Source organism: Caproicibacterium argilliputei, assembly GCF_029211325.2.
Lineage (GTDB): Bacteria > Bacillota > Clostridia > Oscillospirales > Acutalibacteraceae > Caproicibacterium > Caproicibacterium argilliputei.
This window is the reverse complement of the sequence record NZ_CP135996.1, coordinates 812,692-824,807: the sequence shown is the minus strand read 5'-3', so window position 1 is coordinate 824,807 and position 12,116 is coordinate 812,692. Positions and strand designations below refer to the sequence as shown.

Below are 12,116 nucleotides of genomic sequence, written 5' to 3'. Positions count from 1 at the left end.
TACGTCAAGGCTGCCGCAAACGGGGCAGCGGTCAGGCTCATTCAATGTGCATCACATCCTTGTAGGTCTTAATAATTCGGTCGTACTTTTCAGCGTTGCGCTCCATTTTGCAAGCGGTTTTCAGATAATTTTCTGTCTCCCGAACGCGCTGCATTGCGTTAGATTTACTGCCCTGTTTGCTTACGGCTTTCCGTACAAATGCACAAGCTTGTTTAAGTTCAGATGTTGTAAGGCCGGGTTTTAAAGTCGCATAAAATCCAAGATTTTCCCGCACGATTTCTTTACATTGTTCCGCGGCGGTAAGGTCTGTATGGGCTTGCTCATTGAGATATCGGAGCAGTTCCTTGTCTACATCCGCGCCGTAAAATTTATCAATCCTGCAATCGGATGTGCGCATCAGCTTAAACAGTCTCTTGACTTTTGGTGCCTCCATCAGTAGAATTTGATTGAGGTCAACTGACATATTACCGGTGTTCCACCTGATTTTTAGAATTGGCATCTTTCCTTACCTCCGCTTTAAGTTTTGTGCCATCCTGCTGGGTGATACTTACCGATGCGTACCCGGCTCCGACTTGCCGCATAATGTCCTGCAGCGTACTAAAAATGTCGAAATGCCCACTGATGGGCTGCTTGACCGCGGTCAGGTCAAATGTTAGGATTGGCTTTTCAGGTTCTGCCGGGGCTGGTGCGCTTTTGGGTTCGGGCTCTTTGATTTTTCCGGTTGCCTTTCGCATGAAGCACCATTTGCTGCTGACCTGCTGCGCAGTCTTATGGAGTTGCTCGCAGATTTCGGAGTTTGCAACGCCTTTTTCTTTCATGATGCGCAGCTGCTCTTCTTCCTCCGGTGTCCAAACGGTCGGATGCTTGTGCTCGATTATGGGCTTGGCATAGTCTCGATCTCTGCTGCTGCCGAGCACCCCGCTGCCAATCGCTACAACCTGTTCGCGACTAAATCCGTAAGGTCTAAACTGCTTCGTCAGCACCTCCACCCGGTCGGCTAAAATCTTCGGGTCGTTTAACTCACGTGCCTTTTTCTCTGCAGCGTGATATGCCATGCGGATAGCTGTGCGCTGCCCTTCTGCGTAAGGCTTGACCTCGCTGCTCTGTTGTGCTACACTTTTGGTAGTTTGATTTGCTTTGCTGTCAGTGGTGTTTCCGGCACCGCTGGCGGCTTTTTTTATGTCCTCCATCATCTTGTCCTCCTTCTGAATTCCTTTTGGATTTTTTGATAGCGTTCATAAGCATCTAGTCTGCCGTCCTGCTTTGCCTGATTGAGCGTCTGCCGGTATTGCGCAAAAGCTATGTAATCTTTGCAGCGACCGTGGCAATGCAGCCTGCGGCGCTGGCAGAGGTAGCAGGGGCTATCCGTCACGGTATTATTTGCGCTCGACATAATACAATTTCTCCTGCGGGGCATATTTCAAATTGTAGTCGCCAATCCAGTTAACGATTTCTGAATCTTTGACTGCTGCAATCCGGCACGCTGACCTGTATTTTCCCTTATTCAGCTTAAATCCGTCCTTTTCGGGCATTGGGGCAAGGTACATACGGTCACCGCAAAACGCAATGCTGATATGTGTGGGATTGTCCAATGCAGCGATTACCTTACAAGATACGCTAATGCCAAGCGCAGCTGTGTGTCCTCCTTTGTTGATTCGCGACAGCGTTACATCCGCAGTACTGCATCCACCATTTCCCGACTTTTTAATAAAATTAATCATTATAATTTCCTCCTAGTTTTTGTTTGTTTATCCGGCGCGGTCATGGGATAGGCTCCACGGGAATTTCAACGACTTTTCGCGGCGCGCCACACTGTGGGCAAAATCGATTTTCCAGATAGAGCCCCTCGTTATTTTTAAATACCCCGATGTCTTGAAATTCCGTTGTAATCCCGACGTGTGCTTGATTGTTCAAAATCACTTTCTTTCCCGGCTTTTCCCCGCAGTTACAGGTAGGGATAAATTTGATGATAGGTGCATGCTTTTTCATTCTGTTTCGCTCCCTTCCGGCGCGGTCATGGCGTGGGGGCCTTATACGCTGCGTACCCATCTGATTTTTTGAGATTTATCAATGTTTTTCCTCCCTTGTTTATTCCACGCGGCGGCGCGGGTAACACCAACAGCGAACCATCCGTCAGCAAGATAGACTGTACCTTTGTGACCCTCTCCTGTGCTCGAATAGGATATTAGCCCTCGGATTTCAGGTAGATGTTTCCGAATATATTTCCGTGCCATTCCGAGGGCTTTACTCTCAGCACAGTGCTCTGTATCGTCAATCAAATACAGCCGCGTAAGCTCCAATATGCGATTATAATCATATGTACGTGCAGTCGGCCTGCCCCACATCATTGCGCCGATTACATTGTCGGAATTGTCCTTTACCCATAGCCGCAGTCTGGCTCCCGCCGGAGCACTGCGCAGATAATGATGCGTAATAATGTAATTATCCACGTCGGTCTTATGGGACTCTACAATTTTCATTTTTCACCTGCTTTCGGCGGGCGGCGGTAGGCAAGCCACGTTTTGCCATACAGACCAAACGCCGCATAATCATTATCATCGTCGGCGCAGACCATCCAAATACCGTCCTCATGGACTTCAGTGACTATTTCGTACCTTGACTGTTTTGCGATGTTCAATAGGACAATCCACACCGGCTCTCCATCCATCCCCCGCAGCTGTTTCAGCGTCAGCGGCTTGTTTTTCGGGGCTTTTGACGGAACAGAACCTGTAACCTCATAAAATATTGTGCGTAAGCTTTCCAGTTGTTCGGACTTGACGCTGAGCTGTTTTGTCAATGCCTCGTTTTCTGCAAGCAACTTCGCGCACTGACTATGCTCGAAGTCGTTCAGGCGTTCCAAACTGTCAGCCGCCTCGCGCATAATCGCACAGCCGCGCGTGGAGCAGCTATGCTCATGGCCGCAGCCTAAGCACACTAAGTTGCCAGTTTCCACCATGTTCCGCCGTAGTGCCTTAATCAGTTCGGGTATTCCCATCACTCATTCCTCCATTCCATCAAATCAATAATTTCCTTACGGTTCCGGGCTTTCGCAGCCTCGGCTTGCCGCCGCTGACGCTGCTTATCTCGGTACCGGCGGTGTACGGCATACGCTACGTTGAGCACGGCCAACGCGATACCGGCATCCACGGCGATGCGGCCTATGCAGTAGTAGATTATTTGGCTTAGTGTCATGTAGGGTTTCCTCCTTTTCTTTTTCGGATTGTTTAACATCTTCCCTGCGCTCCGAACGTTCTACCGCTTTGAGCAAGTCGTAGGCCAAGCTATGTAGTACAGGTGGCGGAATTTTTGTAACGTCAATCATGCTGTTCTCCTTTCACTGGTTGTCCTCCTTTTCTTTGATAAGCTCGTCCAGCGCAGCATTGAATCTTTGCTCGGCTTTTTTCGGTTCTTTATGCCCGTTCATCACCGCACTTACATACTTCGGGTGGTAGCCAAGTTGTTCTGCAAGTAGCTTGGCAGTTATACCGTGCATGTGCATTTTGCCTAATAATTCGGCTGTCCATTGTGCAGGCATACAAAAGTCACCTCCTTTCGAGGATAACAGTTGACCTTAGTAGTCTATAGTGATACTATAAATTTGCTGATGACTTAAGTATTACACTTGAAATTACTTTGGTAACTTGTAGCTTTATTATATAGCGCACTTTAGTACTCTGTCAATGAGTTTTAGGCTACTTTGGTAGTTTCTACTTTGTGTACAAAAATTGGAGTGTTTTTTGTGTTTATTGACGTGCTCACTGAATTGTGCTCGCACGCGGGTATAAGTGCCTATAAGTTGAGCGAGCAGATAGGGTTAAACCGTTCAGCTGTAGCCAAGTGGAAAAAGGGTGCTACTCCAAATGGGGCAACTCTAAACAAAATAGCCGATTATTTCGACGTTTCGATAGACTATCTGCTTGGAGACAGAGAAACAAAAAGTCCCACTTCCGATAGTGGAAGTGGGACGGAGGATATGGCTCTTGACGATTTCACCTATGCATTTCTGGATGAGTCAAAAGAATTGACTGAGGAAAACAAACAGAAATTGCTTGAAATGGCCAAATTCTTTAAAATGCAGCAGGACAAAGAGAAAAAGAATTCCGAGGACTGAATTCATGATTGATTTTTCTGACCTATATGAAGAGTTGACAGCACAGCAAATAGCGTTCTATCAATTTGATGTAGGAGAACAAAAAAGCGCGACAATCGAAATGCGTGGGAGATATGCGGTATTTATAGACATGGCTTCCTTTCCAACGCTCGCCGAATCTAAAAGGGCAATTGCCCATGAAATCGGTCACTGTGCTACCGGATGCACACATCAAGTATGCAGTCCGTTGGATTTGATTGAAAAGCACGAATTTGAAGCAAATAAATGGGCCACCGAACGCTTTCTTCCGTATGATGAAATTTGTACGGCTCTGGCAGAAGGGCATATAGAGCCATGGCAGCTGGCTGAATACTTTGGTATATCGGAAAAGGCGATAAGGTGGGCGCTTCGATACTATATCGAAAACCGTGGTCTTCGGTTTAATGTCGCCTCATAAAAAAAAAAAACAGCCCTCCGGTGCTGCGAACACCGAAAGGCTTTAACAAGGAAAAAGCAGGAACGCAAATCCCTAAATACTATTATAATTGGTTGGCGAAATTTGTCAACTAGGTATGAAAGGGAGAATGATTTATGAAATGTCCGAAATGCGGTTTCGAAGCCGGAGAGGCAAAATTTTGTCCAGAATGTGGGGAAAAGCTGAAAGGCCCTGATGAAAAAAGGAATACAGTCATCGCATCATTCATAAGCAAACATAAATTTCCGATTATCATTACGTGCGCAATAATTGTTACCGTAGCAATTAGCCTTTCACTTAACCAAACTATTAAACCAGCAGTTTCTTCCGCTCCTACTTTACAAAGTTCTGTTGACCCTGCAACTGACTATAAGCCATTAACATCAGGAAAGTTTTATGAAGCAATTAAAAAGTTAAATGAGTCATGGAGTTCCGATGAGGATATGAAAGGTGCAGCCGCGACTCCATACATAAACGGTAAGAACCGTATAGAAGTATCGTTTAATCCCTCAAGCAGTGCAACTTCCGACTTTGACCGCGTGCAGATGGCATCACAATTCGTTTCTCTATCTTATCTAATTACGACTAACATCTCAGATTATCCTGAACTGAGCGATGGAATTTACATGGAGATGAGAGGACACGCTAGAATTGCAATCATGATAACTACAGCGACTGGACAAATCACTACGATCCCCACTCATGAAGATTCCGACGCCGAACTGAATGAAGCCTTTAAGGCAGCATACGATACTAAATTTTCAGCATACAACTTAGATTATTGATAAAAGTCCTGCTAAAAGGAGAATGACTTATGATGAAAGTATGCCCGAAATGCAAAGCTGCAAATGGTGAAAATGCGCCCAAGTGCATCCGATGCGGCTATGAGTTCACAAAAGATGAAACCTATCAAGCACATTCTGACCAAATCTACATTGATAACCCTAAAAGTAGCCGAGTGTTTCGGATTATCACAATTATTATAGCGGCAATAGGTTTTATCGACGGAATTATTTTGGGTAAAGTCCTCCCGGTAAGAGCCAGCCTTTCGGAAACGGCATCTACTCAATTTAATGTGCCAGTCATGATTAGTGTTTGGATTGTGGCGGCTTGTGTAGCGGTTGAAATATGGGCTGTAGCTTGCCACCTTAGAAACCAAGAAAACCAGCCGGATTTGCTTATGCGCATCAGCAAGAAGCTGACAGAGAACGGCAAACTATAATAAAAAAAAAACCGTCCTACCCTGCTGGAACAGGATAGAGCGGCAGCAACCGGCCGGAGCCGGAGCACAATGTATTGCAAGAATTATTGTACTCCGCCCGACTGAATAAATCAAGGAGGCAATATAATTGAAAAACGCTGTAATTTACGCACGCTACTCTAGCGATGCACAAAAAGAAACCAGCATCACTGATCAGCTGCGGGACTGTAGAAAATACGCGCAGGAGCAGGGATATACGATTGTTCACGAATATTGCGACGAAGCTGCAACCGGAAAAAATGATGAACGCGAACAGTTTCAGCAAATGCTTTTGGACAGTGCAAAAGAACTATTTGAAGTCGTTATCGTTTGGAAGTTAGATAGATTTGCACGTAACCGCAACGAAAGCGCATTGAACAAGCTAAAGCTAAAAAAGAATGGTGTACGTGTCTTATCAGCCATGGAACATATCCCCGAAGGTCCGGAAGGGATTATCTTAGAATCTGTTCTCGAAGGTCTCGCCGAATATTATATTTATGATCTGGTTGAAAAAACCACGCGTGGTCAGCGTGGACTTGCGCTCCAGGCGAAACACGTTGGTGGTCACCCTCTACTTGGCTATACAGTCGACAAAGATAAAAATTACGTCGTTGATGAATACAATGCCGAAACGGTGCGAATGATTTTCAGAATGTACGCAAGTGGAAACTCTTATTCGCAAATTATTGACACTCTAAACAATCAGGGACGAAAAACATCTGTTGGGAAGCCGTTTGGTAAGAATTCGTTGCACGACATACTCAAAAATGAACGATATATCGGTATTTACACATACAGCAAAATTCCTCGAAAAAATGGAAAGCGAAACAGCCATGCTGAAAACGGTGAGGACAAATTAATTCGTATTCCCGGCGGGATGCCAGCTATTATCAATAATGAAGATTGGGAAAGGGTGCAAAAAAGAATGAAATCAAATAAAAAAGCACCGGCAGCACATAAAGCGAAGGTAGATTACTTGCTCTCTGGAAAAATCTTCTGCGGAGAATGCGGCGGGGCTATGGTTGGAGAAAGCAGCGGAACTACAGGCAAGTATAATTATTACGTCTGCAACGCGAAAAAGCGTCTGCGTAATTGCAAGAAGAAAGATATCCGCAAAGAAGTCATTGAATCTGCTGTCTTGGATTTCACAGTGAATTATGTTCTGTCAGAGGAAGTCTGCAATGCCTTGGCAGATATGGCACATGCCGAATCTATGAAGGAAAGCGGAAATAAAGAAACGATTGCGGCTATTAAACATCAACAGTTAAAAAATAAGGCTGAACTTGATAACATGCTTAATGCGATAAAGGCCGGAATTTTTACCAAAAGTACAAAAGAACTCTTGGAACAGCTTGAACATGAAAAGGATTTCCTTGCAGAGCAGCTTGAAGAAGCAAAATTTTTCAATTCGGAAGCGCTTTCAAAAGAAGCAGTGTCTAAATGGCTCAGTCAATTCAAAAAGGGGAATGTTAATGACGTAGTGTTCTGCCACCGATTAATTGAAACATTTATCAATGCCGTATATGTTTATGATAATGGTACAGTGACTGTAACTTATAATTGGGACAGCGAGAATGAACACAAAATTCCTTTTTCGGATTTGAAGCAATCAAGTTCAGCGGCACCAACCCCCCGAAACTCAGGATTTTCACCGGGATTCGGGGGCTTTTTTATACCCTCTTTTCTCGCGTTCGGACAGGTACTGTCCGAATTGATTGTGCAGGGCAGCCGACTAAAAAAGCCCCGAAAGCTGTTTTTTTGCTTTCGGGGTTCTTATTCCACACTGCAATTGTTGCAGCGGTTTTCTGTGAAACCGTTTCTTTACGCTTCAATCATCTGCAAAATATCCGACTTCGGCCGGACACCGACAGACTGTGCCGTCAGCTGTCCGTTTTTCAGGAAAGCCAGCGTTGGAATGCTCATGACCTGAAACTGCGCCGCAAGCTCCGGCTGTTCGTCCACATTGACTTTGCAGACCTTGACACGGTTCTGTTCCTCTGCAATTTCATCTACCACCGGAGAGAGCATTTTGCACGGGCCGCACCAGCTTGCCCAAAAATCAATCAGAACCGGTTTTTCGGACTGCAGAACTTCCGCTTTATAATTTTCTTTCGTAACTTTACATACAGCCATTTGAAAGGCCTCCTTTATCTTTTTTCAGGGTTTCTTTTGGTTTCTGGGTTTAGTATAGCGCGTTTTTCCCGCCGGTTCTGTAACCCGGTCACGAAAGTCCCACCATCCTGCTATGCATTTTCCGGCCGGATGCGCTTAAACTGCTCCTCCAACGCATCCATCAGCCGGGTCAGCGCGGTGGAAAGATACTTATCCTTGTGATAGATGATACGAAAGCTGCGCTCAATAGGTGTATCCGCAAGCGGCAGCTTGACCACGCAATCTTCATGCAGCAGCAGCGCTTTGGACAGCAGCGAAACCCCCTGCCCGGCTGCCACAATATTGATGATGGAATCGGAACTGTGGCAGACCCACTTTTCCACAATCGGAATGCCCCGGCTTTCCGCAAAGTCCATAAAAATTTCCCGTGTGCCGGAGCCTTCCTCCCGCAAAACGCAGTCGATGTTCCGCAAGTCCTCCGCATTGACCGATTTTTTTAACGCCAGCGGATGCTGCTTTCCACAGATGAGGACCATCTCATCCTCATACACTTCTCTGGTCACAATATCCTTTGCGTGCACATTTCCCTCAATGACCGCCAAATCCAGCGTGCCGTCCAGAATTTTCTGCACAATATCCTTGGAATTATCAATATACACCCGGATACGAATCTTCGGATTTTCTTTTTCATACTGCGAAATCATATCTGCCAGAAAAAAACCGCCCACAGTCAGGGAAGCCCCAATGCGGATGCACAGCTGCTCGGAAGCATGGCGCAAAAACTGCTCCATATCCGCAAAGTTTGCCAGCATATGCCGCGCATACTGTAAAAACTCCTCCCCCGCCTCGGTGATATACAGCTTTCGGGAAAGGCGCTCAAACAGCTTGACGTGATACGTTTCTTCTATTTGTGTAATCGCATGGCTCACCGTGGGCTGCGAGATGTACAGCCGCTTTGCCGCGCTCCCCATGTGGCCGGACTCCGCCACCGCCACAAAAATTTCCAAATCCCGTATGGTCACTGTTCGTTACCACCTTTTCTCATAGATAAAAAGCTATGGAGCAATAAAGATATTAGCATTTTACAAAAGAATGTGCAAGCGATATAATGAATTTACAAGCAATTCAATTGATATTTTGTTAACAAAGTCTGCTGCTTTCGGCAGCGGAGGAGAGGAACAGAATGGCCTTTTTCCCCATGTTCGTAGAACTGCAGGGCGCGCCCTGCCTGCTGGTCGGCGGTGGAACAGTTGCCCTGCACAAAGCGGCTGTCCTCAAGGACTTCGGCGCCAAAGTCACGGTGGTTTCCCCACACCTCTGCAGTGCTCTGCAAAACGACAGGCAGCTCATCTGCATGAAAAAGCCGTTTGATACGGCAGACTTGGACGAAAAAACGCTGGTGGTCGCGGCAACGGACAACCAAGCACTGAACCGGCACATTGCGCAGCTCTGCCGTGAGCGAAACATACCCGTGAATGCGGTGGACCAAGCGGAAGACTGCAGCTTTATCTTCCCTGCTTATGTCAAAGAGGGGGATGTGGTCGCCGCGTTTACAAGCGGCGGAAACAGTCCGCTGCTCGCGCAGCACCTAAAAGCACAGGTGCGACAGTTCCTTACGCCGGAGCTTGCAGAGTTGGCACGCTTTCTTGGCAGCATCCGCCCGCGTGTGAAAAAAGAAATCCCACCGGGAAAGGCGCGCAGGCAGGCCTTCCATGCGTTGCTGGAACTAGGTCTGCAAACGCACCGGATACCAGCACCGGCAGAACTGGAAGCGGTACTTGCCAAGTACCGGCCATCCTCCCGGTAAAGAGGATGCGATTATATGATAAAGAAAGAAGCTGCAAATATGGATCGAATGAGAAGACTGCGGTCAAGCGAAGCCATCCGAAGCATGGTGCGCGAAAACGCCGTGCGCACAGAAGAACTGATTTATCCGCTGTTTGTTGAAGAAGGAACTAACCTCAAAAATCCGATTGCCTCCATGCCGGGTATTTTTCAGTATTCCGTTGACCGACTGTCGGAAGAGCTGGAGCGTGTCATGGCGTCCGGCGTGCGTGCCCTGCTTCTGTTTGGAATCCCTGCTCACAAGGACGAAGTCGGCAGCGGTGCTTATGATGACAATGGCATTGTGCAGCAGGCGCTCCGCTTCATCAAAAAACAATACCCCGAACTTTTGCTGATTGCCGATGTGTGTCTGTGCGAATACACCTCTCACGGACACTGCGGACTGGTGGCAGACGGCAAAATTCTCAACGATGAAACCCTGCCTCTGCTGACCAAAACGGCAGTAAGCTACGCCAAAGCCGGTGCCGACATCATCGCCCCCAGCGACATGATGGACAAACGGGTGGCAGCCATCCGCAAGGGGCTGGACAGCGCCGGTTTCACAGAAGTACCCATCATGGCATACAGCGCGAAATTTGCCTCCGCGTACTACTCGCCTTTCCGTGACGCGGCGCACTCTGCCCCCGGCTTTGGTGACCGGCGCACTTACCAGATGGACCCTGCCAACGGCAGAGAGGCCCTGCGCGAAGTGGAGGAGGACATTCAGGAAGGGGCGGATTTGATTATCTCCAAGCCCGCCATGGCGTATATGGACATCATCCGCGAAACCGCCAACCACTTTAATATTCCAATTGTCGCTTACAACGTCAGCGGCGAATATGCCATGGTGAAAGCCGCCGCGCAGAACGGCTGGATTGACGAGAAAAAAATTGTTATGGAAAACATGGTCGGCTTCAAAAGAGCCGGTGCCAAAATGATTATCACCTATCACGCACTGGATGTTGCCAACTGGCTGCGTGAATTAAATTAGGAGGAAGCAGCATGGAACAACGTTCCCAAGAACTGTTTGAACGTGCAAAAAGGCGCATTCCGGGCGGTGTCAACAGTCCGGTGCGCGCTTTTCAGGCGGTCGGCCGCACTCCGCGCTTCATCGCTTCTGCGCACGGCGACCGCATTCTGGATGTTGACCAAAATGAATACATCGACTATGTGTGCTCCTGGGGCCCCGGCATTTTGGGGCACGCCTATCCACGGGTCATTGAAAAGGTACAGGAAGCCTGCGCGCAGGGGCTAACGTTCGGCGCACCAACGGAAAAAGAAGTCGTGCTGGCAGAACTGATTGCCGAGCTGATGCCTTCCATGCAGGTCAGTCGGCTGGTCAATTCCGGTACGGAAGCAGTTATGAGCGCCATCCGCGCAGCCAGGGGCTTCACCGGTCGGGACAAAATCATCAAATTTAAAGGCTGTTACCACGGTCATTCCGACGGACTTTTGGTGAAGGCGGGTTCCGCGGCACTCACCACCTCTGTGCCGGACAGTGCCGGTGTGCCGGCAGACTTCACCAAGCACACGCTGGTGGCATCCTACAATGACACAGAATCGGTCAAAAAACTATTTGAAGCTTATCCTCAGGAAATCGCGGCGGTCATCGTGGAGCCGGTTGCCGCCAACATGGGGGTGGTACTGCCCGCACAGGGCTTTCTGTCGTTTCTGCGCGACATCACCCGGCAATACGGCGCCCTGCTGATTTTTGACGAAGTCATCACCGGTTTCCGGCTGGGGCTGGGCGGCGCGCAGGCTTACTATGACATTCAGCCCGACCTGACCACACTGGGGAAAATTGTCGGCGGCGGTATGCCCATCGGCGCTTACGGCGGCAGAAGCGACATCATGCAAATGATTTCGCCGGTCGGCCCAGTGTACCAGGCGGGAACCCTTTCTGGTAACCCCATTGCAACTACGGCGGGCATTGAAACGCTAAACATTTTGAAGGCAGACCCGCAGATTTACACCCGCCTTGCCGAAAAATCCGCGCAGATTGCGCAGGCAGTCAAAGCTGCCGCCGGAAACCGCGTCACCGTCAACCGCATTGGTTCACTGATGAGCATTTTCTTTACAAAACAGCCCGTAACGGACTATGAAAGCGCGGTTTCCGCCGATACCAAACAGTATGCCGCTTTCTTCGGCTATCTGCTGGATCATGGCATTTACACAGCGCCCTCGCAGTTTGAGGCGATGTTCCTTTCCGATGCGCACACCGCACAGGATCTTGCCAAAACCTGCGAAGTCATGACACAGTATTTCCGTACTTTCAAAGAGGCATAATGGAAAATATTGGAAAGAAATTTTCTTCTTGGCAGTGCTGCCGGTCATGCATCTGCCTGTGCCGCAAGCCTTTTGAAAAAAATTGAAAT

General features: G+C 48.1%; 19 protein-coding genes. 8 read left to right on the top strand and 11 right to left on the bottom strand.

Features of this window, described 5'->3' with window-relative positions:
• Nucleotides 1-37: 37 nt before the first annotated feature.
• From PXC00_RS03900 to PXC00_RS03860, 9 genes are all read right to left on the bottom strand, one after another.
• Entirely contained in the window at nt 38-499 is a 462-nt protein-coding gene (locus PXC00_RS03900; protein WP_275846828.1) for a hypothetical protein, read from the bottom strand.
• A complete protein-coding gene (locus PXC00_RS03895; RefSeq protein WP_275846830.1) occupies nt 465-1,193 on the bottom strand; it encodes a hypothetical protein in 729 nt (242 codons plus the stop codon). Before PXC00_RS03895 ends, PXC00_RS03900 begins: the two co-directional genes overlap by 35 nt.
• Entirely contained in the window at nt 1,190-1,393 is a 204-nt protein-coding gene (locus PXC00_RS03890) for a hypothetical protein (RefSeq protein ID WP_275846832.1), read from the bottom strand. The genes PXC00_RS03895 and PXC00_RS03890 overlap by 4 nt, the downstream gene beginning before the upstream one ends.
• On the bottom strand, nt 1,377-1,721 hold the full coding sequence (locus tag PXC00_RS03885; RefSeq protein WP_275846835.1) for a hypothetical protein: 345 nt from the start codon (nt 1,719-1,721) through the stop codon (nt 1,377-1,379). Before PXC00_RS03885 ends, PXC00_RS03890 begins: the two co-directional genes overlap by 17 nt.
• A gap of 40 nt (nt 1,722-1,761) precedes the next feature.
• Nucleotides 1,762-1,989 carry a hypothetical protein gene (locus tag PXC00_RS03880; protein WP_275846837.1) on the bottom strand — a complete coding sequence of 76 codons (228 nt, stop codon included), beginning with the start codon at nt 1,987-1,989 and terminating at the stop codon, nt 1,762-1,764.
• Between the two features lie 41 nt (nt 1,990-2,030).
• Entirely contained in the window at nt 2,031-2,480 is a 450-nt protein-coding gene (locus PXC00_RS03875) for an XF1762 family protein (protein ID WP_275846839.1), read from the bottom strand.
• Nucleotides 2,477-2,995, bottom strand: coding sequence for a hypothetical protein (locus PXC00_RS03870; RefSeq protein ID WP_275846840.1), 519 nt, complete (start codon nt 2,993-2,995; stop codon nt 2,477-2,479). The genes PXC00_RS03875 and PXC00_RS03870 overlap by 4 nt, the downstream gene beginning before the upstream one ends.
• Nucleotides 2,995-3,192 (bottom strand): hypothetical protein, encoded by a 198-nt coding sequence (locus PXC00_RS03865; RefSeq protein ID WP_275846842.1) that lies wholly within the window; start codon nt 3,190-3,192, stop codon nt 2,995-2,997. The genes PXC00_RS03870 and PXC00_RS03865 overlap by 1 nt, the downstream gene beginning before the upstream one ends.
• Before the next feature lie 142 nt (nt 3,193-3,334).
• A complete protein-coding gene (locus tag PXC00_RS03860) occupies nt 3,335-3,535 on the bottom strand; it encodes a helix-turn-helix domain-containing protein (protein ID WP_275846844.1) in 201 nt (66 codons plus the stop codon).
• 204 nt (nt 3,536-3,739) lie between these two features.
• Between PXC00_RS03860 and PXC00_RS03855 the strand changes: the two genes are divergently transcribed.
• The 5 genes from PXC00_RS03855 to PXC00_RS03835 all read left to right on the top strand — a co-directional run bounded on the left by PXC00_RS03855 (nt 3,740) and on the right by PXC00_RS03835 (nt 7,735).
• Nucleotides 3,740-4,111: a helix-turn-helix domain-containing protein gene (locus PXC00_RS03855; protein WP_275846846.1), complete on the top strand. Its 372-nt coding sequence runs from the start codon at nt 3,740-3,742 to the stop codon at nt 4,109-4,111.
• Between the two features lie 4 nt (nt 4,112-4,115).
• Complete coding sequence (locus PXC00_RS03850; RefSeq protein ID WP_275846848.1) at nt 4,116-4,547, top strand: ImmA/IrrE family metallo-endopeptidase; 432 nt, start codon at nt 4,116-4,118, stop codon at nt 4,545-4,547.
• 134 nt (nt 4,548-4,681) lie between these two features.
• Nucleotides 4,682-5,350: a zinc ribbon domain-containing protein gene (locus PXC00_RS03845; protein ID WP_275846850.1), complete on the top strand. Its 669-nt coding sequence runs from the start codon at nt 4,682-4,684 to the stop codon at nt 5,348-5,350.
• 29 nt (nt 5,351-5,379) lie between these two features.
• On the top strand, nt 5,380-5,787 hold the full coding sequence (locus PXC00_RS03840; protein WP_275846852.1) for a hypothetical protein: 408 nt from the start codon (nt 5,380-5,382) through the stop codon (nt 5,785-5,787).
• Nucleotides 5,788-5,914: 127 nt separating this feature from the next.
• Nucleotides 5,915-7,735 (top strand): recombinase family protein, encoded by a 1,821-nt coding sequence (locus tag PXC00_RS03835; RefSeq protein ID WP_316935091.1) that lies wholly within the window; start codon nt 5,915-5,917, stop codon nt 7,733-7,735.
• On the opposite strand, the gene trxA is transcribed toward PXC00_RS03835, so the two are convergent.
• Both trxA and PXC00_RS03825 read right to left on the bottom strand, forming a co-directional pair.
• Entirely contained in the window at nt 7,627-7,938 is a 312-nt protein-coding gene (gene trxA / locus PXC00_RS03830) for a thioredoxin (protein ID WP_275845977.1), read from the bottom strand. The two genes, PXC00_RS03835 and trxA, sit on opposite strands and share 109 nt — an antisense overlap.
• A 110-nt stretch (nt 7,939-8,048) precedes the next feature.
• Nucleotides 8,049-8,939 (bottom strand): LysR family transcriptional regulator, encoded by an 891-nt coding sequence (locus tag PXC00_RS03825; RefSeq protein ID WP_275845976.1) that lies wholly within the window; start codon nt 8,937-8,939, stop codon nt 8,049-8,051.
• Between the two features lie 161 nt (nt 8,940-9,100).
• On the opposite strand from PXC00_RS03825, the gene PXC00_RS03820 reads away from it, so the two are divergent.
• The 3 genes from PXC00_RS03820 to hemL are packed head-to-tail and all read left to right on the top strand — an operon-like array spanning nt 9,101 to nt 12,027.
• Entirely contained in the window at nt 9,101-9,724 is a 624-nt protein-coding gene (locus PXC00_RS03820; RefSeq protein WP_275845975.1) for a precorrin-2 dehydrogenase/sirohydrochlorin ferrochelatase family protein, read from the top strand.
• Nucleotides 9,725-9,763: 39 nt separating this feature from the next.
• Nucleotides 9,764-10,732: a porphobilinogen synthase gene (gene hemB / locus PXC00_RS03815; protein ID WP_275845974.1), complete on the top strand. Its 969-nt coding sequence runs from the start codon at nt 9,764-9,766 to the stop codon at nt 10,730-10,732.
• An 11-nt stretch (nt 10,733-10,743) separates the two neighbouring features.
• Nucleotides 10,744-12,027 carry a glutamate-1-semialdehyde 2,1-aminomutase gene (gene hemL / locus PXC00_RS03810; RefSeq protein WP_275845973.1) on the top strand — a complete coding sequence of 428 codons (1,284 nt, stop codon included), beginning with the start codon at nt 10,744-10,746 and terminating at the stop codon, nt 12,025-12,027.
• Nucleotides 12,028-12,116: the final 89 nt, after the last annotated feature.

What these genes read in the sequence shown, in the direction of transcription:
- PXC00_RS03900 (WP_275846828.1), bottom strand. Translation starts at nt 499, where the DNA reads ATGCCAATTCTAAAAATCAGGTGGAACACCGGTAATATGTCAGTTGAC.
- PXC00_RS03895 (WP_275846830.1), bottom strand. Translation starts at nt 1,193, where the DNA reads ATGATGGAGGACATAAAAAAAGCCGCCAGCGGTGCCGGAAACACCACT.
- PXC00_RS03890 (WP_275846832.1), bottom strand. Translation starts at nt 1,393, where the DNA reads ATGTCGAGCGCAAATAATACCGTGACGGATAGCCCCTGCTACCTCTGC.
- PXC00_RS03885 (WP_275846835.1), bottom strand. Translation starts at nt 1,721, where the DNA reads ATGATTAATTTTATTAAAAAGTCGGGAAATGGTGGATGCAGTACTGCG.
- PXC00_RS03880 (WP_275846837.1), bottom strand. Translation starts at nt 1,989, where the DNA reads ATGAAAAAGCATGCACCTATCATCAAATTTATCCCTACCTGTAACTGC.
- PXC00_RS03875 (WP_275846839.1), bottom strand. Translation starts at nt 2,480, where the DNA reads ATGAAAATTGTAGAGTCCCATAAGACCGACGTGGATAATTACATTATT.
- PXC00_RS03870 (WP_275846840.1), bottom strand. Translation starts at nt 2,995, where the DNA reads ATGGGAATACCCGAACTGATTAAGGCACTACGGCGGAACATGGTGGAA.
- PXC00_RS03865 (WP_275846842.1), bottom strand. Translation starts at nt 3,192, where the DNA reads ATGACACTAAGCCAAATAATCTACTACTGCATAGGCCGCATCGCCGTG.
- PXC00_RS03860 (WP_275846844.1), bottom strand. Translation starts at nt 3,535, where the DNA reads ATGCCTGCACAATGGACAGCCGAATTATTAGGCAAAATGCACATGCAC.
- PXC00_RS03850 (WP_275846848.1), top strand. Translation starts at nt 4,116, where the DNA reads ATGATTGATTTTTCTGACCTATATGAAGAGTTGACAGCACAGCAAATA.
- PXC00_RS03845 (WP_275846850.1), top strand. Translation starts at nt 4,682, where the DNA reads ATGAAATGTCCGAAATGCGGTTTCGAAGCCGGAGAGGCAAAATTTTGT.
- PXC00_RS03840 (WP_275846852.1), top strand. Translation starts at nt 5,380, where the DNA reads ATGATGAAAGTATGCCCGAAATGCAAAGCTGCAAATGGTGAAAATGCG.
- trxA (WP_275845977.1), bottom strand. Translation starts at nt 7,938, where the DNA reads ATGGCTGTATGTAAAGTTACGAAAGAAAATTATAAAGCGGAAGTTCTG.
- PXC00_RS03820 (WP_275845975.1), top strand. Translation starts at nt 9,101, where the DNA reads ATGGCCTTTTTCCCCATGTTCGTAGAACTGCAGGGCGCGCCCTGCCTG.
- hemB (WP_275845974.1), top strand. Translation starts at nt 9,764, where the DNA reads ATGGATCGAATGAGAAGACTGCGGTCAAGCGAAGCCATCCGAAGCATG.
- hemL (WP_275845973.1), top strand. Translation starts at nt 10,744, where the DNA reads ATGGAACAACGTTCCCAAGAACTGTTTGAACGTGCAAAAAGGCGCATT.